The sequence below is a fragment of the Kriegella aquimaris genome (assembly GCF_900103215.1).
GTDB lineage: Bacteria > Bacteroidota > Bacteroidia > Flavobacteriales > Flavobacteriaceae > Kriegella > Kriegella aquimaris.
The window spans coordinates 1,045,636-1,068,727 of sequence record NZ_FNGV01000001.1 but is presented as its reverse complement, the minus strand read 5'-3'; the positions used below and the strand labels follow the sequence as shown (position 1 = coordinate 1,068,727).

General features: G+C 38.2%; 20 protein-coding genes and 1 riboswitch. Of the genes, 13 read left to right on the top strand and 7 right to left on the bottom strand.

From position 1 onward, the window contains the following. Nucleotides 1-25 precede the first annotated feature (25 nt). Both BLS33_RS04565 and BLS33_RS04560 read right to left on the bottom strand, forming a co-directional pair. A complete protein-coding gene (locus tag BLS33_RS04565; protein ID WP_089885763.1) occupies nucleotides 26-1,057 on the bottom strand; it encodes a FecCD family ABC transporter permease in 1,032 nt (343 codons plus the stop codon). Next, the gene (locus tag BLS33_RS04560) at nucleotides 1,058-2,224 is read right to left on the bottom strand and encodes an ABC transporter substrate-binding protein (protein WP_089885759.1); all 1,167 of its coding nucleotides are present in this window, start codon (nucleotides 2,222-2,224) and stop codon (nucleotides 1,058-1,060) included. 171 nt (nucleotides 2,225-2,395) lie between these two features. On the opposite strand from BLS33_RS04560, the gene BLS33_RS04555 reads away from it, so the two are divergent. The 7 genes from BLS33_RS04555 to BLS33_RS04525 all read left to right on the top strand — a co-directional run bounded on the left by BLS33_RS04555 (nucleotide 2,396) and on the right by BLS33_RS04525 (nucleotide 12,448). Continuing rightward, on the top strand, nucleotides 2,396-2,845 hold the full coding sequence (locus BLS33_RS04555; RefSeq protein WP_089885755.1) for an FKBP-type peptidyl-prolyl cis-trans isomerase: 450 nt from the start codon (nucleotides 2,396-2,398) through the stop codon (nucleotides 2,843-2,845). 461 nt (nucleotides 2,846-3,306) lie between these two features. Further along, complete coding sequence (locus BLS33_RS04550) at nucleotides 3,307-3,846, top strand: hypothetical protein (protein WP_089885751.1); 540 nt, start codon at nucleotides 3,307-3,309, stop codon at nucleotides 3,844-3,846. 249 nt (nucleotides 3,847-4,095) lie between these two features. Then, nucleotides 4,096-4,929: a hypothetical protein gene (locus tag BLS33_RS04545; protein ID WP_089885748.1), complete on the top strand. Its 834-nt coding sequence runs from the start codon at nucleotides 4,096-4,098 to the stop codon at nucleotides 4,927-4,929. A 326-nt stretch (nucleotides 4,930-5,255) separates the two neighbouring features. After that, entirely contained in the window at nucleotides 5,256-6,134 is an 879-nt protein-coding gene (locus BLS33_RS04540; RefSeq protein ID WP_089885745.1) for an OmpA family protein, read from the top strand. A 499-nt stretch (nucleotides 6,135-6,633) separates the two neighbouring features. Beyond that, nucleotides 6,634-9,162: a TonB-dependent receptor plug domain-containing protein gene (locus tag BLS33_RS04535; protein ID WP_089885742.1), complete on the top strand. Its 2,529-nt coding sequence runs from the start codon at nucleotides 6,634-6,636 to the stop codon at nucleotides 9,160-9,162. A gap of 130 nt (nucleotides 9,163-9,292) precedes the next feature. Beyond that, nucleotides 9,293-9,521, top strand: a riboswitch (cobalamin riboswitch). A 31-nt stretch (nucleotides 9,522-9,552) separates the two neighbouring features. Further along, complete coding sequence (locus BLS33_RS04530) at nucleotides 9,553-11,388, top strand: TonB-dependent receptor plug domain-containing protein (protein WP_176801317.1); 1,836 nt, start codon at nucleotides 9,553-9,555, stop codon at nucleotides 11,386-11,388. Between the two features lie 4 nt (nucleotides 11,389-11,392). After that, nucleotides 11,393-12,448 (top strand): YncE family protein, encoded by a 1,056-nt coding sequence (locus BLS33_RS04525; RefSeq protein ID WP_089885736.1) that lies wholly within the window; start codon nucleotides 11,393-11,395, stop codon nucleotides 12,446-12,448. A gap of 80 nt (nucleotides 12,449-12,528) precedes the next feature. Here the strand turns inward: BLS33_RS04525 and BLS33_RS04520 are convergent, their stop codons facing one another. Both BLS33_RS04520 and BLS33_RS04515 read right to left on the bottom strand, forming a co-directional pair. After that, nucleotides 12,529-14,016, bottom strand: a complete 1,488-nt coding sequence (locus BLS33_RS04520) for a S41 family peptidase (RefSeq protein ID WP_089885733.1) — start codon at nucleotides 14,014-14,016, stop codon at nucleotides 12,529-12,531. 219 nt (nucleotides 14,017-14,235) lie between these two features. Continuing rightward, entirely contained in the window at nucleotides 14,236-15,765 is a 1,530-nt protein-coding gene (locus BLS33_RS04515) for a S41 family peptidase (protein ID WP_089885729.1), read from the bottom strand. Nucleotides 15,766-16,082: 317 nt separating this feature from the next. Between BLS33_RS04515 and BLS33_RS04510 the strand changes: the two genes are divergently transcribed. From BLS33_RS04510 to BLS33_RS04490, 5 genes are all read left to right on the top strand, one after another. Beyond that, nucleotides 16,083-16,592 carry an RNA polymerase sigma factor gene (locus tag BLS33_RS04510; RefSeq protein ID WP_089885726.1) on the top strand — a complete coding sequence of 170 codons (510 nt, stop codon included), beginning with the start codon at nucleotides 16,083-16,085 and terminating at the stop codon, nucleotides 16,590-16,592. Continuing rightward, nucleotides 16,579-17,019, top strand: a complete 441-nt coding sequence (locus BLS33_RS04505) for a hypothetical protein (protein WP_089885723.1) — start codon at nucleotides 16,579-16,581, stop codon at nucleotides 17,017-17,019. Before BLS33_RS04510 ends, BLS33_RS04505 begins: the two co-directional genes overlap by 14 nt. A 108-nt stretch (nucleotides 17,020-17,127) precedes the next feature. Continuing rightward, complete coding sequence (locus BLS33_RS04500; RefSeq protein ID WP_089885719.1) at nucleotides 17,128-17,679, top strand: DUF4252 domain-containing protein; 552 nt, start codon at nucleotides 17,128-17,130, stop codon at nucleotides 17,677-17,679. An 87-nt stretch (nucleotides 17,680-17,766) separates the two neighbouring features. Next, nucleotides 17,767-18,306 carry a DUF4252 domain-containing protein gene (locus BLS33_RS04495; protein ID WP_089885716.1) on the top strand — a complete coding sequence of 180 codons (540 nt, stop codon included), beginning with the start codon at nucleotides 17,767-17,769 and terminating at the stop codon, nucleotides 18,304-18,306. Between the two features lie 164 nt (nucleotides 18,307-18,470). Then, nucleotides 18,471-19,286: a mechanosensitive ion channel family protein gene (locus BLS33_RS04490; RefSeq protein WP_089885713.1), complete on the top strand. Its 816-nt coding sequence runs from the start codon at nucleotides 18,471-18,473 to the stop codon at nucleotides 19,284-19,286. 80 nt (nucleotides 19,287-19,366) lie between these two features. Here the strand turns inward: BLS33_RS04490 and purB are convergent, their stop codons facing one another. The 3 genes from purB to BLS33_RS04475 form a co-directional block, all read right to left on the bottom strand. Continuing rightward, nucleotides 19,367-20,710: an adenylosuccinate lyase gene (gene purB, locus BLS33_RS04485; protein WP_089886242.1), complete on the bottom strand. Its 1,344-nt coding sequence runs from the start codon at nucleotides 20,708-20,710 to the stop codon at nucleotides 19,367-19,369. Nucleotides 20,711-20,823: 113 nt separating this feature from the next. Beyond that, on the bottom strand, nucleotides 20,824-21,318 hold the full coding sequence (locus BLS33_RS04480; protein WP_317039829.1) for an adenylosuccinate lyase: 495 nt from the start codon (nucleotides 21,316-21,318) through the stop codon (nucleotides 20,824-20,826). Nucleotides 21,319-21,520: 202 nt separating this feature from the next. Beyond that, a complete protein-coding gene (locus tag BLS33_RS04475; protein WP_089885705.1) occupies nucleotides 21,521-22,216 on the bottom strand; it encodes an SIR2 family NAD-dependent protein deacylase in 696 nt (231 codons plus the stop codon). A 195-nt stretch (nucleotides 22,217-22,411) separates the two neighbouring features. Here BLS33_RS04475 and BLS33_RS04470 point away from each other — a divergent pair, with 195 nt between their 5' ends. Further along, on the top strand, nucleotides 22,412-23,068 hold the full coding sequence (locus BLS33_RS04470) for a TrmH family RNA methyltransferase (protein WP_089885701.1): 657 nt from the start codon (nucleotides 22,412-22,414) through the stop codon (nucleotides 23,066-23,068). Nucleotides 23,069-23,092 lie beyond the last annotated feature (24 nt).

Genomic DNA, 23,092 nt, shown 5'->3' with positions numbered 1-23,092 from the left:
ATATCGTCGATAAAAGCGTAATTTATTAAAATACCATTTTACGTTTTCGCACCAGTAACCATATGACTACCGGAGCTCCTAAAATACTGGTAATTGCATTAATGGGCAAAACATTGGCCGATCCTGGCAGTTGGGCTACGGTGTCGCAAAGCAGCATTAGAATAGCTCCATATATTAAAACTGCCGGCAATAGAATTCGATGTTCCGTAGTATTGAATATCTGTCGTGTCAAATGGGGCACCGCCAAACCGATAAAGGCGATAGGCCCTGCAAATGCAGTTATTCCGCCAGCAAGTAGGCCTGTTGATATGATGACCGTATAACGTGATTTTTTAAGGTTTACACCCAAACTCTGAGCATAGTTTTCGCCTAATAACAACGCGTTCAACGACTTTATCGAAACAACGCTCAGTAAGGTTCCGATGACAATAATGGTTAGCAAAAGAGTGAGTTGTGACCAAGAAAGATTGCCCACACTACCGAAAGACCAGTACACATATTGCTGTAGTTTTTCAGCATCGGTAAAATACGAAAGCACGCTTACAATAGCAGCGGTAATACTCCCGAACATAAGGCCAATAATTAACAGGGCCATGGTATCTTTTACACGTGAGGCGACAATCATCACCGCCAATAGCACCAAAAAACTTCCAATACTAGCAGCAATAGCCAATGATATGTCGTTTATAAGTCCGAAAACCGAGAGGCCTGAGAATAATGATGACCCCATGATGAGCAATGCGGCGCCTAAACTGGCACCGGAGCTGATGCCTAATACAAACGGCCCTGCGAGGGGGTTTCGGAACAGCGTCTGCATCAGTAGTCCGCTTAAGGCCAATCCGCTTCCCACAAGTACCGCCGTAAAGGCTTTGGGAATTCTATAATTCCACAGAATATAATCCCAAGATGTATTTTCAATGGCCCCGCCAAAAAGGGAAGTAAATGTATCTGCTAAAGGGATGTTGACCGATCCAAAACTAATATTGACAGCCAAGCAGAGCAACAGCACCAAAAATAAAAAGATAAAACTGAGGCGATATGATTTAGGCTTTCCCAATTAGTCCAAAGGCTTAAAAAAGAAAAGTTGGTGTTCGGGCAACAATTCGGGATGTAAAATATGGATTAGGTCTTTCAATACCAAATCAGGACGTTGTGGTGCGAGTTCATAATACAATAATCCACCCGTATCTCCCGTAGTTTTAGCGAATGTATAGATACGCTTGTTTTTAAAAGCCTCGAACTGAAGGTAATGGCGATTGGCCTCTTTCATAGTCTCGTACGAGGTGAACTGCGATGGTGAAACCCAGAATTTGGCATTTTGGGCCTTTTCCAGAACACTTTCGATACTTAAGGAGAGGCTTCCGGTTTCCTGGGTGGTTGACCATAAATAATCACTATTGGCATCCTTTAAAAATTGGGCGGCCCAGCTTTTACCTCCAGGGAGGTACCAAACATCTTTGTAAAGAGCACCACTTAAAACAGATGGATTCGATGTGGCTTTTTTGGCCAATTCTTTAGCTTCTAGATACGAAGTCTCTATACTTTTAAAAATACTATCGGCTTTGCTTTCCATTTGGAAAAATGGAGCAAAGAATTTTATCCATTCCGCTTTGCCCAAAGGGGTTTCCTCTGTCCAATCACCATTATAAACAACGGGAATATTGGAGCGTTGCAGGGTTTCGTAGGCTTTGTTTTGATTGTTAATGGAAAAGCCGACTACCAAATCTGGCTGTAGTTCCAAAGTCATTTCGGTATTAATATCCTCGTTATTGCCCAATTCCTTTATTGCTCCCGTCTCGATACGCTTTCGTGTGCCTTTAGAGGAAATATAGGCCGTATTGGGGAACCCGACCAATCGATTCTCCACACCCAAAGCTTCCAATGCCGGAATATGCGTTGTAGAGGTGGCAACGATGCGCTCGACCGGAACGGCAACTATAGCATCATAAGCCTCTTTGTTCAGGGTGATGGTCGCCAATTTTTCCCTCGGAATCAAAGCATAAGTGAATTCCGCTTCTGCGTTTGGCCATGGGGAGGTTATCGTGATTGTTGTAATTCCCGATGCTCCCCTTTCTATGGAAAAGCCCTTTGCGTAGCTAAGTGTGTTTTCGCTAGCGTTATTTTGTGAGGGCAATGCTTGTTCCTTTTGTTGTTTGCACCCCATAGTGAATAGCAACAAAATAAAGGCGGAGGTATTAAGAAAATTGAATTTGGACTTATCCATTAATTTTAATCGATCAGATTGACATGTATATTACGGGATAAAGGTACAGTCTTTATTTTCCAACGGAAAGATGCCTTCTCAATTATTGTTTGGAACGGATACGATTAATCGCATGTTCGTAAGAAGCGAGTACCAGTTTTTATTATATTTGCGCCTTTAAAAAAGACCATTATGAAGTATACCCTAGTTATTTTTGTTTTTACTCTTTTCATTTCTTGTAACGATTCTGAAGAAACGGATTTTGCCGTAAAAAATGAAATGGAAATTCAAGAATATATAACTGCCAATAATTTGAATGCCCAAAAGAGTGCCACAGGATTGTACTATGTGGTCAACGAAGAAGGCACAGGTGAACAACCTACAACAGCTTCAAATGTGACTGTGGCCTATAAAGGCTATTTTACCGATAATTCAGTGTTCGACCAAAGCGGTGCAGAAGGTATTTCTTTTAACTTACAGCAGGTGATTGCAGGTTGGACGGAAGGAATCACTTATTTCAAAGAGGGCGGTAGTGGTATTCTTTTGGTGCCATCGGCTTTGGGTTATGGTAGTTCTAGTCGTGCCGGTATCCCCGGGGGTTCAGTACTTATTTTTGAGGTTGATTTGGTCGAAGTCAATTAAAACTCCCTGTTTCTTAGATTTACAAAAGCCCTTTTTCTCTAAAGGGGTATCGATTCATGTTTCTATTTTAGTGTGGTGCTTAAATATGGGAATAAAGCGGAACTGTAAATCGAACTGAAGCCAATACCTGAAAATCATCCGAAAGCAATTCTCAAAATAGCAGTGTTGCTAGCGTATTAAAATTGCGAAAAAGCAGCTACCAGAAAGCAAAGTTGCGGTTCAGAGTTACCCTCGTATTTTTTGGCAATGTGTTTTGTAAGGTCTAGTACCTCTTATAGCCACGGACACTTTTAAAGACATCAAAAACTCGTAAGATTCGTATTTCTCAAAGAGAAATATAGTAACTTGTTACTATATAGAATTGTTGCCATAAGTACTGAAAAATTTAACTATTAAGGAAATCCGTAACAAAAATCGAACGCGATTTTCTATTTTTCTACCAAACCTAAAATTAAAATAATATGGGATTATTTGATTTCCTTAAACCGAAGAACAAACCAGTTGACACCGTTTATACAGACGGAATAACGGAGCGAAAAATAAAATCTTTAAATAAAGACCAACAGAAAGAACTTTTATCGAAATTGGGAATAAACCCATATGATTTCAATCACGATGATATGATAGCTTCTGAAATATCTCTAAATGAAGAAGTGGCTGGAGCAATAAGAGTGTCGGATTGGAACGCAGAAAATTCGGACGGAGAATTTGATTACATAAGTTTGAGTGATATTAATGATGGTTCAAAATCTCTTTATTTAGCTCAAAATAATCGAGAAGAACGAGCAATCAAAGTTTTGGTGGACAAGTACTTTGCGGAATTTGGAGAAACTCATTTATGCGGTGCTGGATTCTCAAAATATGATTTAATGCAGATGAACGAAGCACTAAATGGAGAATTAAGAGAATGGTATTTGAATGATTTCAAAATCGCGGTAGGTTATAATTACGGTTCTGAATTACAATCAAATTATGTTATCGTCGAAGAACGTATTTTTTGAATTAACAAAGCCTTCTCAAAAAGTACTAAGGTCAATAATAACTATAGCAAATAGAGCATAAAGTCCTATATTTAATGCCTTGGGCGTGTTTGCTAAGTCCACCAAATCTTTTGGATTTGGCAATTAAAAAAATGAAAATAATTACAAAACAAAAAGCTCTGGCTATGAGCGCAGACGGAAACGAAAAGTTTCCTTGCCTGCCCTACTTGCCATAGCCTAGACCCGTTACCAACCATTTGAAATAAAAATATGATAAGACAAAATCCATTTTCTCTTTATGATTTTCTTGGATATTTTATTCCAGGTGCATTATTATTTTATTTAGTTCTATTTATAGATTACGTTGAAAATCTATCGGAGAATTTTGAATTAAAAAACTTTATAGCTAAGAATAGTGACTTTCAATTAGATAAGGTTCTATTTTTTATAATAATCAGTTATTCCCTCGGTCATTTACTAAACTTTATATCTTCTATTACTATTGAACGTTATGCAAATTGGAAATACAATTATCCTTCAAAATATTTACTTGGATTTGACTACTCTGGTTTTTGGGCTACCAAAAGCAAACGAGGTATCGCCTGGCGTATTTGCTTAATCCTAATTATGTTTCCAGTTACTGTTCTTGATTTAGTACTTGGAGAGGTTTTAGGCTTTAAAAATTTCTACACTAGAAAATTAGATAAATTTCTAATTGACTTAATTACTTTAAAGGGACAAAAATTATTTAATCGATTAGCAGATGGACAATTAAATGGATATGACGATATAAAAGTTAGAGATTATGACTTTCATCGAATAATTACACATTATACATTTGAACATTCAAAAAACCATCAATTCAAAATGGTCAATTATGTGGTTCTTTATGGATTTCTAAGAACATTAACTTTGATTACAACTATTTCATTTTGGTATATAATATTCACTCATTTTTCTGAACTAGGTAATTTGACTATAATAACTATTCTATCGTTACTGTCTGTAATAGCATATATTTTCTTTATGGCTTTTATGAAATTTTATAGAAGGTATACTCTTGAAGGATTAATGTTAATTGCAATTAATGAAGATTTGAAATAAAAAACATTTGGTAACAAAAGTAACCGTTGCACAAGCACATAGTTCCTGAAAAACAGAACCGGTATAAAGGGTTTTTGTCTTTTGGGTTCGGCCATACAAGGCCAGTTTATGGTGCAGTTCAGGGGGCACCGAATAGGTAATGCCCTACACCCGATTTTTTCGCTAACTTGTGCAACAAGCAGAATGCCTAAAGTTCATTGCTTTCGGGTTTCCTAATAGTAAATCACTATTGTTTAATCCAAAGTCTGACTAATTAGGCTAGGCGACCAATCACAGCAGCAAACCTTTGCCGAGAGGTTGACAAACAATAAAAAGACGATTGCAAAATGGGGAATAAAAAAATCAATAATTTATTTCTAGTTCTAATATCAATTCTAATCCTTATTGGTATTCCATATTTATTATACACGATAGGGACATTTGTTGAAATAAACTATTTCGGTTATATAAATAATTGGTGGGTCGTTTTACTCTTTATTTTTGTACTGATTTCAATTTTTATTTTGGGTGAGATAGATATTGAAAAAAATATGGCCTATTTTTTCCTACTGTTTTTTACAATCCCGTTCTTCATTCTTGGGATGCGGTTAGGGGTGAAACCCACATTAAATTCCGAATCTTATACTTTGTTAATAGATAAAGAAAAGGAAATTGATCATTTTGATTCTATACTATTAAAATTAGAAAACGATTTTGCACAATTAGAAATCGAGAGTCTGGAGGAGCAAGCTCATAAAAGCCCTGCCTTTAAAAACCACGAAATTATTTTCTTTACCTCCGGTAGCGCTAAACTCTCCGACTTTAATAAGCTGAGGATTAAAGCCTTCATTTCCTCTTTGGAAAATTGTAAATTAAATATTAAAGGATATACGGATGCTATAGGAAATACGCCATCCAATAAGGATATTTCGGATGAAAGAGCCCAAAATGTAGCCGATTTTATCAAGTCTATAGATCAACAAAACAACAGGATAAATAAGGTAGTTAGTTTTGGGGCTGACCATCAATTAGTGGAAAATAGAAATGAAATATCTCGTTCAAAAAACAGAAGGGTAACAATTGAAATAGTTGGAAAAGTAGATGAGGAAACAAAAGCAATAGAAAAAAAGATTCAGAACGAGATTAGTAAAATTAGGGAGGATATAAAAAATTCAAAAATGGAAAGAGATAGCTTGATGAAGATGGTTTTTCAAGGTGTTGAATAGTAGTTTTATTTTTAATTAGCGTTCCTGTTAAAGGGCCTATCAATAAAGACAAATCAAATGACTAGGGTGTCGATTCTATTGAAGTAATAGACCTGTGTAAAAATTTTGGAAAGGATTTTTGGAAATGAGGAAAGGTTACAAGACTACAAGACTACCTTTCATAAACAAGGCTGTTAATAAAGAATACATCCCTTTAGATTCACTGCCTTCCCCGAATTTTGGTTAGACCTAGTATTGTATGGTCGTGACCGTGGTTGTACTTTTCCAAATTTTCCATTGTGCGCAGCTCCACTTGATGGTCATGTTATTTTTGCTCTGGTCGAAGTTTGCCTGGACCATTTGGTAGATTTCCGATAATCTGTTTGATCTGATTACATTCATCACGAAGTTTGGTGAATGATTGTCTTTCTTGCCCGTATCGGAATCCTCCAAAACAGTTTCTTAATCTAAAAAAATACTAACTTGTTGTCACTTTTTATATAAATTGTTGGTTGACTCTATGAAAACGGCAGATACATTTTGCATTTATAGTTTGGTGTTGGTCTTACTGTTTTCGATTTACGATTTAGATGCCCAAGAAAATCCGGTATTTAATACGATTCAAGGTCAACTTGCTACCTATGCCAACCTTACACCACCCGAAAAAGTATATGTGCAGACAGATAAAGATTGCTATACTAGCGGTGAAACAATTTGGTTCAAAGCTTACGTATTGAACGGTATTACCCATTGGGAAAGTGATAAAAGCCGGGTCGTTTACGTAGAATTACTAAATTCGAAAGACAGCATAATCGCGCAACGGAAATTATATGCCAATTCCGGCTGGGCCGCCGGCGATATAACCGTGCCGCAAGATGTCAAAGAGGGCCCGCACGTGTTACGGGCCTACACCAAATACATGCTGAACGATAGTGAACTTGTTCTTTTTCAAAAGAAAATAACGATATGGTCGCAACAATTGAATTCGAACGATATACCAGAAAAGAAGTTCGAAAAAGATGAAAGGGGAGAAGAAACTTCTAAAAATCAGATAGCCCTATTAAACACTACGAAGCCTATCGTTCAATTTTTTCCGGAAGGAGGTAATTTGGTGGCGGGTCTTACAAACGTTATGGGTTTAAAAATAACAGATGCGGCAGGAACGGGCATCGCATTACAGGGTAAAATTGTTAATGAAGATGGTACTCAAATAGTGCCGTTTAGAAGCTTTGAATTCGGTTTGGCCTCAACTTATTTTGAAGTAAAGCCCGATACCGATTATTACGCACAAATTGAAATCAACGGTGTTACGGAAAAATATCCGGTACCTAGGCCCCTATCAAAAGGTTATGTTTTGCAGGTCAGTAATTACGGTGAATATGTGGTTGTTCGGGTTTCTACAAATATTAATAATGGACTGAAGGGCACATTATTATTGGGCCATCTTCGTGGTCAGCTAATTTTCAAACGCTTCGAGAAAAACAGTAATGAAGACACTTATGTTATAAAGATTTTGACTTCTAAATTGGATGATGGCGTGGCCCATTTCACTTTGTTCGATCCGAACGGAGAACCTGTTAGTGAGCGACTTTCCTTCATTGAAAACCCTAAAAACAATGTGAACTTTTCCGTGAAATCGGATAGACCGAAGTATGGATTTCGTGAGCAGGTAGCTTTAGCCCTTGCCGTTCAAGACACCAAGGGAGCGTCGCTTGGCGGACATTTTTCAATGAGCGTTGTCACACAAAACAGTTTAGAAAAAGAAACATCTACTATCAAAAGTTGGCTATTGTTAAATTCCGATATAGGCGGAATGGTTGAAAATCCGAATTATTTTTTCGTGGATGATTCAAGAGCACGTGATTATGTACTGGATATGCTTATGCTCACACACGGATGGCGAAGGTTCATTTGGAAATCGTTTATAGCTGAAGGTGTAAGTAAAGAATTGGCCTTTCAACCAGAAAGGGGTATTATGATAAGCGGAAGCACTACGGCCTTCAACAATCGTTACCGACCCACAAAAGCAATTACCAATTTGAACATATTGGCCGGGGATGTCTATCAGGAAAAAAAACCGACCAATGCACAGGGTAGGTTTAGTTTTGGTCCTTTCTTTTTTAAAGATAGTGTCGAAGCTATTGTAAATGCGGAGCGTGCGGTCAAAAGCAAAAGAGCCGCTGACCAAGTGTCAATATATTTAGATTCGCCCTACCCTGTAGTCCAGGTAAAGAATCCCTTAAAGCGGCAAATTGATAAGGCAACGAGTACATATGCGAAGCCATATCTTAAAGAAACGTACCGTAAAAAATTGAACGATTTCAAATACGACCCCAAGGTGACAAAATTGAAAGAGGTTGTTGTAAAAGCGAAAATAAAAACGCGAAAAGAGCTTATTAACGACGAACTGAGCTCGCGCACTTTGTATGGGGAAGCAAGGAACAGAATCTTACTAGACTCTATACCTAGTGCACAAACGGGCAGCGTTTTAGACCTTTTAAGGCGTATACCCGGAGTACAGGTTTTTGGGTCTTTCCCAAACCAAAGTGTTTTAATCAGGGGAGCAATGAACTTTGGAGGTCCTATTGGCCCACTTTATTTACTCGACGGAATACCTATGAGCTCAGACTTCATTCAAAGCCTCCCCGTTCCCGATGTATTGTTCATCGATGTTCTTCAAAGTTCGGAAGCCGCCCTGTATGGTTCACGTTCGATGGGTGGAGTAATTGCTATCTATACCAGAACGGGCAAGAATTTTGAGGAAACACCAGAAAGGTATCCCGGTATCGCCAATGCTACCATTCCAGGGTTCTATAAAACTAGGGAGTTCTACGCGCCGAACTACGCTACTCCCGCACCTAAACATGATAAACCTGACTACCGCACAACTCTTGACTGGGTGCCAGACATCAACATTACGGAAAAGGAGAAAACGAAATTGAATTTCTATACTGGCGATACTGCCGGGAAGTATATGATTCGAATAGAAGGCATCACTTCTGATGGCAGACCCGTGAGTGCGTTGCACAGCTTTAGGGTTATAGATTGATTAAAAACTCAGTAAGCAGAAGATGTATATAAGTAGGCAATTTATTGAAATTTGCATCTTAGGGACTGTTTTGAAATGTGTAATTGTACTTTTTCAATGTATTTTAAAGGTGATCAACCTTAAAATACTTACTTTCGCCCCGAATTTTGGTTTGGCCCGCTATTTTTAATCGGGTCGATTAAAAGGGAATCCAGTTAAAATCTGGAACTGTTCCCGCAACTGTAAGCTTTGTCCGCATAAAGAGGACGGCTACCATTTTCTTCAAAGTACCACTGCTCAGGCCGAATTTGATTTCGTACTGGTGGGAAGGTCGATGGTAGTACGCAAGTCAGGAGACCTGCCATATTCATAATTAATATGTTGGCCTTCGGGATAAGGGTCTTTGTAAATATGGCACAAAAAACATTTTTTTTACTCTTTCTTATGCTTTTCGGAAGTGGTTTGACCATTGCCCAAAACGATTCTATTATACAATTGGAAGAAGTCGTTCTAAGTGATGCAAGGCTATATCGTTTTGCCGCAGGCATTAAAATTAAAACACTTTCTGATTCATTGGTCGAGCGAACGAATCCGACGTTTACCGACATGCTCCGCTTTAATTCGAGTATTTACCTAAAAGAAAATGGTTATGGTATGGTTTCTTCTCCTTCCTTTCGGGGTACCAACGCCCAACATACGGCAGTGGTCTGGAATGGAATCAATATCAACTCGCCCTTGACCGGCCAAACAGACTTTGGCACATTGATTCCCCAAAATTACGACCGAATTGCCATTCGAAGTGGTGGTGGTAGCGTGCAATATGGTAGTGGAGCGATAGGGGGAAGCATCCATTTGAATAATCTGTTGGCTTTTGAAAAGCATTACGATAATGTCTTACAAATGGGGTATGGTAGTTACAATACCCAAAATCTCAACTTCAAATCGTCTTACGGGTCCAAATCTTTAGCATTGGGTTTCGGAATGAATTATGTGACTTCCGACAACGACTATGAGTATTTAGGTAGGGAACAAAAGAATGAAAACGGCGAATACCATCATTTGAATTTCAATATTGATGCCGGATATTTTTTTAGCAAGCAGCTGTTGCTCAAACTGCATCATAATACATTTTTTGGTGATCGAAATTTATCGGGTACGCTGACGGCGCCCTCAGATGATAAGTATAAAGATATCAATACCAGATCTTTATTGGAAATGGTTCGCTTCGGGAACGAAAAACTAATGAAATTCAAGCTGGCGCATTTGTTCGAGCGCTATGAATATTATGCCAATAAGAATAGACCCGATTATTCTTTAGGAAGTGTAAATACGATAATTGCAGGGTATGACCACAAACAAGCTTGGGGCGATTTTACGTTAAACGGACTATTAGATTATAAGCGGATAGAAGGCAAAGGGTCTTCATTAGAAGATGCGAAAAGGAATCAATGGTCGGGTACTTTATTGGCGACCCATCACGCAACAGAGCAGTTTCGTTACGGATTCAGTATTCGAAAAGATTGGGTGAACGATTTCGAGAGTCCGCTTTTGTTGGCGCTAAATGGTAGTTATAAATTGAGTGATTTCTATTTGCTCAAAACAAGTGCCTCAAAAAACTTTCGACTTCCCACATTTAACGATTTATATTGGTTGGGTGCCGGAAATTTAAATTTGGTACCTGAAACTTCTTACCAAGTTGAATTGGGGCAATTATTCAAAGTTGGCAATGCCAGTTTAGAACTCACTGCCTTTTATATCGATTTAGAAAATATGATTCAATGGCGACCCAATGCTTCCGGACTTTGGGTGCCACAAAATATTCAAGAAGCGAGGCAGTACGGTCTAGAAGCGGTATTGAACTATAAAAAAGCATGGGGAGCCCATCATTTAGAGCTTGATGGAGGCTGGGCCTATACTCGGTCGGTCGATAAAGCAACCGAAAAGCAGTTGCTATACGTGCCGTTGCATAAAATAAATGGTTCGCTGAACTATAGTTTCCGCCGCTATGAATTATATACGCAAGCACTCTTGAACCATTCAGTTTACATTACGACTGATGAAAGCAACGAACTTCCAGGATATACCGTGGTCAATCTTGGGGGACACCATAATGTGCTGAAATTGGAAAAACTAAGCCTGAAAATGGGATTACGTATCAACAATATTTTTAATGAAGAGTACCAGAGTGTGGCGTACAGACCCATGCCTAATAGAAATTTTTTAATTCAAATTATAGCTAAATTTTAAGTTTATGAACACGAGAAATGTATGTATTTGGGCTTTGGCCATTGGGATTTTGACCTCCTGTGACAACGATGATGATGAGGTCATAGACCTTCCCGAAGGAGATTATGAGAAAGGAATTTATGTAACGAACGAGGGCCCTTTTAATAATGGTAGCGGAACAGTTTCTTTTATTTCGGAAGATTTCACCAATGTCGAGCATGCTATCTTTAGCAAAGTAAACAATGAGGATTTAGGCAATATTGTGCAATCTATGAGCTTCGATAATGATTTAGCCTATATTGTTGCCAATGTATCGAACAAAATCAATATTGTAGACCGAGATACTTTTGAAAAACAAGCTGAGATAACGGAAGGGTTGAACAATCCTAGATATTTCGTAGCCATTGATGGAACAGGCTATGTGAGCAATTGGGGCGATACTGCAGATGAAAGCGATGATTTTATTGCCGTGGTAGATTTAACATCAAATACGGTAATAAGCAGCATTTCAGTACCACTTGGTCCAGAACGTTTGTTAGTCAATGGCAATACGCTTTACGTGACCAACAGTGGCGCCTTCAGTACCAACAATCAAATTTCGGTAATCGATGCTTCAACCAATTCAGTAACTACGACTATAACCGTGGGTGATATGCCGAATTCGATGCAATTTGATAATGCCGGTAACCTTTGGGTGCTCGCTAGTGGAAACCCTGGTTACCTTGGGGAAACAGGTGGGGCACTCTCTAAAATAAATACGGCAACCAATGAAGTCGTTAATTTCGATTTTGAAACAACCCAACATCCGGGAAGTCTGGGAATCGATGAAGGTATCTTTTATTACCAAATGGGCGGTGCGGTCTATAAAATGGATCCTTCAGATGACACGCTTCCGACAGAAGAATATATATCAGGTCTGAGTTTTTACAATATGACCTTGAACGAAGGAAAATTATATGGTACCGATGCCAAAGATTATGCTAGTAATGGCACGTTGAGCATTTATGACATTACTACCAAAGATAGTATGACTACGTTGACAATGGGGATTATCCCTGGGGGCGTTTATTTCAATGAATAGCGACCAAAGAAAACTGAACATAAAAAAACGGCTTGGTTTTACACCAAGCCGTTTTTTTATTCATGTATTTCCTCTTTTCATCAATTCAAATTGATGTTAAGCGGTTTGTCAATGAACATATTATCTTTTAGTGGCGCGAACATTTTTGAACTGGTCATTACATTAGCGGGCATATGCACTGTAAAATCTCTTTTACCAGTAGTTGACCCTGTTATTTCCTGTATAGCCTTGGCCAAGAGCGGTTCTTGTAAATCACCCAATACGCCAAGATTTGAAATATCCTCTTGTAATTCAATATCAGGAACAAGTCCACTAGTGTAGTCAGAGAAACCGTCTGCATTTTCATTTCTACCCACTAAGGGTTGAATGGCCCATCGATTATCGGAATTAATTTTGTTTTCTCTTTCAGGATTATAAATGTAACTACCTTCTGGGTCATCGACCATCGTAATAGAAAATTCATTCTTACCTCGTGTGGTTTCCCCGATATGCACCACATCTACGTATGGCGCTAGTCCGTTAATAACTAGCTCACTGGCGGATGCCGAACTGCCTGTAGCGAGAATATAGACTTTACTCAAGTTCAAGGTTCTTAATGTCGTTTTTCCACTCGTCTTATCGGCAAAATAATCTTCTAACTGCTCTTTGCTCAGCTGTTCCTGTATTTTGTCGTTCCAACGTTGTCTAAGGAACAATTCATTGGTGTTGGCACCATAGACCATACTTGACAGCAAACGGGCGGTATTAACAGATCCTCCTGGGTTATAGCGAAGATCTAATACCAGGTCGGTGATATTCGCATCGGCAAATCGGCCGAACACTTCATTTAATTCTTCATCATATTCGTTGGTGAATGCATTATACACTAAATAGCCTATCTTTTGGGCTCCTATTTCAAAAGTCTCGTCTAAAAAAATAGGGTTTTCTGCCAAATCAGGCATTTTGGTAAGGGAAACTTCTCTATTGGAAGGCGTAATTATTTCGCCCTCTATGGTGGCCATGTTTAAGATGTAGGTGTCTTCATCACCAAAGAGTAGGCTTGAATAATTATCAATGGTAAGCGTTCTTCCATTGACGCCCGTAAAAAGGTCACCACGATTAATGTCTTTAGATGCTGCATCGGAATTCGGGATAATGTAACGAACATATCCGAAAACATCGTCACTATCTGAAAAGCGCACCAAACCAAATTCAAGACCGTTGCTTTTTGAAATTCCTGACAATGATTTTGTTAATGTCTCATAATCGTCAGAATAAAAACTGAATCGATCTTCAGAATAAAGCAATGCATCATCAAAAAAAGCAGCAGGGTCGCTTTCCGATTCCAAAAATTCGGTATATGCTTTTGAGCCGTCGGAAGTGTTGGGGAATTTATCATCTGCCAAATTTGGGACTTCGGCTTGCCAGAAATACCAAGAATTCATGGCTTTCCACATAAAATCTTGCACATCAACATTGGCATCTGGGTCCGGATTCGGACCTGTCAGTTTTATTAAACTGTCATCATCTTTACTGCAAGAGAGGGATAAAAGTCCCAAAGAAAGGAACAGTACTACATACTTTTTCATAGGTTTATTTTAACTGGTAAAAACCATTTCAATAACCATTCCATTATTTTGCAAACGATTTGAGGTTCATTACCTTAGGGATAACGTACTTACGTAAATATTTAGTCTACGGTTGTCGAATTTATTTACATATTTCGAAAAAAAGTTGTAAACAACGCATAATGATGGTATTGTAAGAGACGAAATTTCTGTGTAATTGTCATTTCAAAATACAAAAATTCATTCCTTTTTAGAAGGAGCTAAAAGTTCAGCTTTTGTAGATGAAGGCACTTTTTGGATAATCAAGTTGTTTTTCATAGGAGTGAACATCTTTGAGCTGGTTACCAAATTTACAGGAAATTGGACATCAAAAGTTCTTTTGGCACTTGCACCTGTAATTTCTTGAATTGTCCTCGCGAGCAGCGGTTCATCTATGTTTCCAAGAACACCCATATTTTCAACATCTTCTTCAAGTGCTATATCGGGTACCAAACCATTGTAATAATCTGAAAAGCCATCTGCGTTTTCGGCGAGCATAATTATCGGTTGAACGGCCCATTGGTTATCGGGATTAATGTAGTTTTCTCGTTCTTCGTTATATACATTACCATTTTCGGGGTCATCGACAAAAGTGGCCGAACCCTGATTTTTTCCGACTGTAGTGGTGCCTACATGTATTACTTCAATATATGGTGCTAGGCCATTCATGACCAGTTCGCTTGAAGATGCCGAACCACCAGTAGCTATGACGAACACTCTGCCAAGGTTTAAATTATTCAATGGTGTATTCGTATTGCCATTGGTGCTACCTGTAGTAGCTGTAAAAAAGGTTTCTCCGAATCCTGGTTCCACTGTGCCCTGTATCTTATCATTGTATCTTACCTTATAAAAAAGTTCTTCCTCATTGGCACTGTAAATCAAGCTAGCCAATACGTTGGCCGTAACCCCTAATCCGCCAAGATTATACCTAAGGTCTAAGACAAGGTCTACGATTCCTTCAGATTTAAATTCACCAAAGGCTTGGTTTAGCTGTTCTTCCGATCCGCCTGCAAATTGGTTGTACATCAGATATCCAATTTTTTGGCCATTCACTTCTAAAACTTTACTGACCAGTAGTGGGTCCTCGACTAAATTATCCTCTTTTGTCAAAGTTACCTCCTTATCATTGGGTGTAATTGCACTATCGACGATATCGGCCATATTCAACGTATAGGTGTCCGAATCACCGAAGAGTAGGTCTTCGTAATTAGCGATTGTAAGCGTTTGCCCGTTAACGCCCGTAAAGACATCGCCTCTTTTTATTTCTTTTGTTGCAGCATCGGAATTGGGTACGATGTAATGTACGTAACCAAAAATTGCATCACTCTCGGCAAAACGAGATAAACCGAATTCGACGCCATTACTTTTTGAGATTCCGGCGAAAGCATTTAATAAATCACGATAATTTTCATTTAATACACTGAATTTGTCTTCTGAAAAAAGAAGTTCATCGTAAAAGAAAGCTACAGGGTCAGGAAAGTCAGTTAAGTATTTTGCATAATCAGAAAAAGTGCTAAAACGATCATCGGCTAAATCATTGACTTCATTTTGCCAAAAATAATAGGCATTCATGGTTTGCCATATAAAGCTTTGCACCGTGACATCAACTTCAATTATCTCTTCTTCTGGTTCTTCTAAAATTTCTTCTTCCTCAATTACTGGATCATCGTTTTTTTTACAATTAAAAAATAGGAGTCCTAGCGAAAGGAAAAGTAGCATGTACTTTTTCATTTATTGGTATTTTTGGTTAATGTCAGCAGCTAAAGCTACTTTCATTATGTGTTTTGTTTCTATTAAGCAGTGCTTAGTGTGCTGATTAACGTTCTATAGCCTTTTCAAGGATATGACGTAAAAATCATCGAATGCAATAAAATTACTGCTTACAGTTACTTTTGTTATGATAATTGGCATTTGGGCATATACCAAGACATAGTCGTTCAATGTACTTACATAACTAATAATAAAAAAATTTTTGTAACAAAACCTCTCCTACCTCGTCTTGCTAATGAGAACGGTTAACAAGGCCTTGCAAACAATACAACCAAAAAATGCAACAAGCGGAGTTTTTAAGCATGGTAATGCCCTTTAAGGATAAATTATTCAGATTGGCAAAGCGTTTGCTAGTGTCAACAGAAGAGGCGGAAGATGCTACTCAAGAAATCTTGTTGAAGCTATGGTCTAAAAAGAGGGCTATTGGAGGGTATAGGAATGTAGAGGCTTTTGCGATGACGATGACTAAAAATTTTTGTTTAGATCGTCTGAAATCAAAACAGGCCGGAAATTTAAAATTGGTCCACACCAACTATAGCGATAATGGGACCTCTTTGCAAAAGCAGGTTGAGGCCAATGATAGTGTAGCTTGGGTGGAGAAAATTATGGACGGTTTACCCGAAAAGCAAAAATTAATATTACAGCTGCGCGATGTCGAGGAATATGATTTTGATGAAATATCGGAAATAATGAAGATGCAACCCACGGCTATCAGGGCAGCGTTGTCAAGAGCAAGAAAAACCGTAAGGGAAAAATTAATGGAAAAACATAGTTATGGGATCGGATAATATTGAAGAACTATTGGAGAAATACTTCGAGGCAACTACAACGGTCGCTGAAGAAGAAAAATTACGGAGGTATTATCAAGAAGGGAACGTTGCTGCCCATTTAGAAAAATATGCCCCTATGTTTCAATATCTCTCCATGGCTAAAAAGGAAAGTTATGCAGAAGAAGTTGTACTTCCGACAAGAGAGAAGTCTAGCATAAACTTTTACAAATGGTTTTCTGTTGCGGCTGTGGTGGCTTTATGTTTTGGGCTTTACATACGACAAAGCCCAAGTGCTACCTTAGAGAGTGAATATACGCAAGAAGAAATAGCTTCTGCGCAAGAGGCATTGGCTTTGTTCACCCAAAATTTCAGCAAGGGCACGAAGCAATTAACATATTTGGAGGAATTTGAAAGAAATACGAATAAATTTTTAATCAAGGAGTAGTAATTACGAATTGGGTGGCGTTGATACCCCCTGCCATTCAAAATATAGTGTTCGCAAAATAAAACGGGCATTGGAGTACAATTAATAATAACAGAAAAATTTAAAAAGATGAAAAAGCAAATTGCAATATTTATTTTATTGGTCATACCCACATTTATTTTCAGTCAAGATATTTTTGAAAAGTATGAAGACAATGATGGAGTGACTTACGTGTCTATGCAACCGAAAATGTTTCAAATGTTGGGTAAAATGAGCGTGAGTTCAGACGATCCCGAAGCTCAAGATTTTTTCTCACTTGTAAACAGTATTACAAGCTTTAAGGTGATGACTACTGAAGACGCTGCCATATCAAATGATATCGGAAAGTGGGTGAACAATCGTTTGAAAGGTGACGCCTATGAAGAATTGATGCGTGTAAAAGATGGTGATTCAAATGTAAAATTCTATGTAAAGGAAGGTAAAGATGATAATCATGTTAGAGATCTTCTGATGTTGGTTACCGGTATCAGCGACCAAAACATAGAAATCAATGGCAAAAAATTGGAAACGGTACTGCTCTCATTGACGGGTGATATCGATCTTCGGAAAATTGCCAAGTTGACTGAAAAAATGGACTTACCGGGTGGAGATCAATTAAGTAAGGCCCGAAAAGGAAATTAAGAAATGTATATACTATAGGTTCTGTTCATCAAGAAATATAATAACCCTGTAGTACAAACAAGCTAATCACAATCAAAAAAAAGCAGCATGAAAATAATGAAAACAATTTTTTTATTGACCATGGTGGTCACAGTGATGTCGTGTTCTTCGACACAGAGTTTACAAGAGTATTATGTAGATAATTCCGAAAATCCCAATTTCCTGTCGGTTGATTTACCGGTAAGTTTGTTGAAGATGAAGAATGAAGCCATGACAGAGACCCAGAAAGAAGCCTTTGAATCTTTAAAAAAGTTGAATATTTTGGCTTTTAAGAAGACCATGGAAAATGTGTCTGAATACCAAATAGAAAAGGCTAACGTAAAGGCTATTCTCGACAACGACCGCTTTACCGAACTCATGAAAATAAATACCAGTTTTGGTAAGGCCACGATTAAATATTTGGGGAAAGATGATGCCATTGATGAAGTAGTTATCTATGGTGACAACGATGATAAAGGATTTCTATTGGTCAGGGTACTGGGTAATGATATGAATCCCGCTAATTTCTTTCAGGTTATAAAGGCGCTTGAAAAGAGCGATTATAATGGTGAAGGACTGAAAGAGATAGGGGAGTTGATTAGAAGTTAGACAGACTTGTTAATTCATTAATATTCTAAAATCCGTTTCAAATCTGAAACGGATTTTTTGTTTTTTAGCTTATTTCGTTCTCATGATTTTGGTAAACTGCTTATTTTTAAGTGGGTATTGTTTATATTCGTCTAACTATAAACATTAAACAAAAACCATTAATTATGAAAGACGCAGAAATTTGGATGAATAAGGCAATTGATTTTGTCAGTGATTATGGCCCAAAGGTATTGGGAGCAATTTTAATTTACCTTATTGGGTCGTGGATTATAAAGAAAATCACTAGAGTTTTGAAAAACGTAATGAACAAAAAACATTACGACGAGTCACTTCAGAAATTTCTAGTAAGCCTTATTTCTTGGACTTTAAAGATTTTCTTGATTATTACTGTAATTTCTACCTTAGGAGTAGAAACAACAAGCTTGGCAGCTTTAATTGCCGCGGCTGGTCTTGCTATTGGCTTAGCCTTACAGGGCTCATTGGGCAATTTTGCCGGTGGGGTATTACTCATCATATTCAAGCCTTATAAAATAGGTGATTTGATAGAGGCCCAAGGGGTTTTGGGCAATGTAAAGGAAATTGAGATTTTTACAACAAAACTGGTCACACCTCAAAACAAATTGGCCATTGTGCCAAACGGAGCTATGGCGAACGGGAATATCATCAACTATACCGCTGAAGGGAAAATGCGTGTTGATACAACCGTTGGAATCGGTTATGGAGAAGATATCAAAAAAGCCAAAGAAGTATTGTTGGCTGTTTTGACTTCCAACCCTAAAGTATTGGACAATCCGGCGCCTTCGGTAAATGTTGAAGAACTTGCCGATAGTTCTGTGAATTTAGCAGTACGCCCTTTCTGTAAGCCTGAAGATTATTGGGATGTTTATTTTGCTACTATTGAAGGAAGCAAATTAGCATTGGATGGGGCAGGAATTGAAATTCCTTACCCACATAGGGTTCAGATCCAAAAGAAGGATTAATCCAAAAAATAATTTATATAAAAAGACCCGACAGGTATTTCAACTTGTCGGGTCTTTTTTATAAGCATAGTGGTATCCTATTAAATACCGGTATAATTCTGAGGTGTTATCGCTTTCAGTTCTTTTTTAATGGCATCGGAAACTTCTAAAGTATCAATGAAACCTCCAATCGACGTTTGATTTATTTTTTCATTGGTTCTGGTCAACCCTTTCAAGGCCTCATACGGATTAGGGTAGCCCTCACGCCTCAAAATTGTTTGGATAGCTTCTGCAACCACCGCCCAGTTATCTTCCAGATCTCGATTAAATTTCTCGGCGTTCAATAACAATTTTCCCAACCCCTTTAAGGTAGATTGAAATGCGATAAGGGTATGAGCGAACGGGACACCTACATTTCTTAGTACGGTGCTGTCAGTAAGGTCTCGTTGTAGTCTAGAAACAGGTAATTTTGCGGATAAATGCTCGAAAATTGCATTGGCAAGGCCTAAATTCCCTTCAGAATTCTCAAAATCGATTGGGTTCACTTTATGTGGCATGGCCGAAGAACCAACCTCTCCTGCTTTAATTCGCTGTTTGAAATAATCCATTGAGACATAAGTCCAGAAATCCCTATCAAGGTCCAAAACAATGGTGTTAATGCGCTTGAGTGTATCGAATAGCGCTGCCATATGATCATAATGTTCTATTTGCGTAGTGGGAAAAGAATGATGAAGGCCCAAAGTAGATTGAACGAAGTTTTGACCGAATGCTTTCCAGTCGATTTGGGGGTAAGCCACTTTATGGGCATTATAATTTCCTGTTGCTCCACCAAATTTTGCGGCACTTGGTATGTCGTTCAATAAATTGAACTGTTCGTTCAAACGCGTTACATAGACTTCAATTTCTTTGCCAAGGCGGGTAGGGGAAGCTGGCTGGCCGTGAGTACGTGCCAACATGGGTATTTCGGCCCATTCCGTCGATAATTCTTTTAATTTATTAAGCACATTAAAGAATTCGGGTACATAAACCTCGTTTAATGCTTCCTTTATTGACAATGGAATGGCGGTATTGTTTATGTCTTGGGAGGTTAGACCAAAATGAATGAATTCTTTGAATTTTGCTAGACCCAACTTGTCAAATGCCGATTTGATAAAATACTCAACGGCCTTTACATCATGGTTGGTCGTTTTCTCTATTTCTTTGATTTCCTGTGCGTCAGAAGTATCGAAATTTTGATAGATTTTTCGTAACACCTCAAATTTTGAAGTGTCGAAAGTAGATAGTTGTGGTAATGGAATTTCACAAAGTGCGATGAAGTATTCAATTTCTACCCTTACTCTATATTTGATAAGTGCTTCTTCAGAAAAGAAGTTTGCCAAGCGCTCTGTTTTACTTCGGTAACGCCCATCAATAGGGGAAATAGCGGTCAATGCGTCTAAAGACATCTGTTTTGAATTTGGTTTTGTATAGAAAACGGCAAAGATACTTATAAGCATGGGAGTTTAAAAGTTTCTATTACCTATTGTTGCGGTATAATGGCTCTAAATTGGTGTTGAGGTCAGTTTAATTTAGCCAATGTCATTCGAGCCCTTGCCCTATAGGCTGCACTACCATTGGCATAATTTTGTTCAAGAACCATTCTTAGTTCGTTATGAATCCAATCGATTTTCCTTCCCAACAGCAGCAAACAAGTCATTGAATATGCTTGGGCGGCTACCTTGTGATTTCCAATGAGCCAATCAAAACAAGCGGTAGCTATGCAATTTAAATGGGTCTCGCTTAAAACTTTTTGAATTTTATGTTCGGTCTTTGAAAAATATGCTATGCTAAGGTATTCACATATTTTTGCAACTGGTCTTACCGATGAATCTAAGTGCACCGACTGTAGATTTGAGGTGAAATAGTCGAGGTGTGGGTAAATATAGGAAAGGTCGTGTTTAGCGGTAAACTCCATAACCCAACAGGCTTTACTTGAAATCGGGTCGTTCACGTCGAAGGCAATCTTGATAAGTGGAGCAATTAATTTGGGGTTTTGCAAGATAATCTCAGCCATTTCCAATCTTTTTTCGCGAGAATGGTTTACATAATTTAGTGATTCGTATAGTTCTTGTTTGTTCACTGAAGTATTGCTTGGAATGTGATCCCGAATTTAAAACAATGGATTTATATAAAAAAAGGCTTCTGTGATGTTGCTGGTTTTCATGGTATTTTAAACCGGTTCGTTAGAATTGCCATTGAAAAATATTCGAAACAAGCTACCTAGCTTGGCCGACCAAATCGGAAACCACAATGGGCACCGCTTCAGTTGCAGTTTGGGGTAATATGGTCAAGTTCTTATAGTCGACTTCCTTAACATTGGGTTTTGGGTCTATAAAGTATATCGGTGCCCCGTTCTTGACATAATTTACTAGACCAGCTGCCGGGTATACTCTTAATGAGGTTCCGATTATTAGTAATATATCAGCATTCTGCGTTAGATATACTGCCTCTTCAAGCAAAGGTACCTCTTCTCCGAACCAAACAATATGGGGTCGTAATTGATAACCGTTTTTGCAATTATCACCGAGGTTGAGATCTTTTTTCCAATCTAAAATCAAATTTGGGTCACCCGTACTTCTAACTTTTAAAAGTTCACCGTGTAGGTGTAAGACCAGTGAACTGCCGGCCCGTTCGTGTAAATCATCAACATTTTGGGTTATGATAGTTACATCGAATTTTTCTTCCAGCTGGGCCAAAGCTTTATGTGCTTTGTTCGGCATAACTTCTAACAATTGTTTTCTTCGTTGGTTGTAGAAGTCTAATACCAATGCCGGGTTTTTGGCAAATCCGAATGGTGAGGCCACTTTTGCGACGTCATGGCCTTCCCAAAGACCATCTGCGTCGCGAAAGGTGTTAATTCCACTTTCGGCACTTATTCCGGCGCCTGTAAGAACTACAATTCTTTGCTTCATTGGGCTAAAATAGACTTTTTATAAAAAAGTATAATTTGTTTAAATTAATTTTAAATATTCTAAACGAAGAGAAAATGTGTACATTTTTCGTTTTTATGTGTGAATTTAACACGACGGGCGGACTTTAGAACGGAACGTTTTACTTTTATAGGCTCAAAATTTACGTTGTAAATACCTTTTATTAATTTTAGACACATGATTGACCTTAAGCTTTTGTCATATTTAGAGGGTTTTATTACAGAGGATAGAAAGAGCCGTTTTGAAAATGTTTTGACACAACGTACAAAGTATATTACTGTAGCAATTGAAGATGTTTTTCAGTTGCACAATACCAGTGCTGTCGTACGGAGTTGTGAGGTGTTCGGTGTGCAGGAGGCACATGTAATTGAAAGTCGTTTCGGTAAGCGGCTCGATGAAAAGATAGCTATGGGAGCCCAGAAATGGGTAGATGTGCACACGTATGCCAGCAGTGTCGATTGTATAAACGGACTCAAAAGAAAAGGATATCGTATTATCGCAACGTCACCGCACAACGATAGTTGTTTACTTGACGAATTTAAGTTTGAGGGGAAGACAGCCCTTTTTTTTGGAACGGAAAAAGAAGGGTTAAGTAAAGAAGTATTAAAGGCTGCTGACGGATATTTGAAAATTCCTATGGTAGGCTTTACAGAAAGCCTTAATATTTCGGTGTCTGCAGCCATAATTCTGCAATACCTTACTACAAAACTTAGAAAAGAAAAAATTGATTGGCAGTTGACGGAAGAGGAAAAACTGGAAAAATATCTAGATTGGGCAAAGAAGTCAATACGGAGTATTGATGATATTTTAGCCCGGTATTATGAGAAAAATTAATTTTCTTAGTATATTTATAGGTAA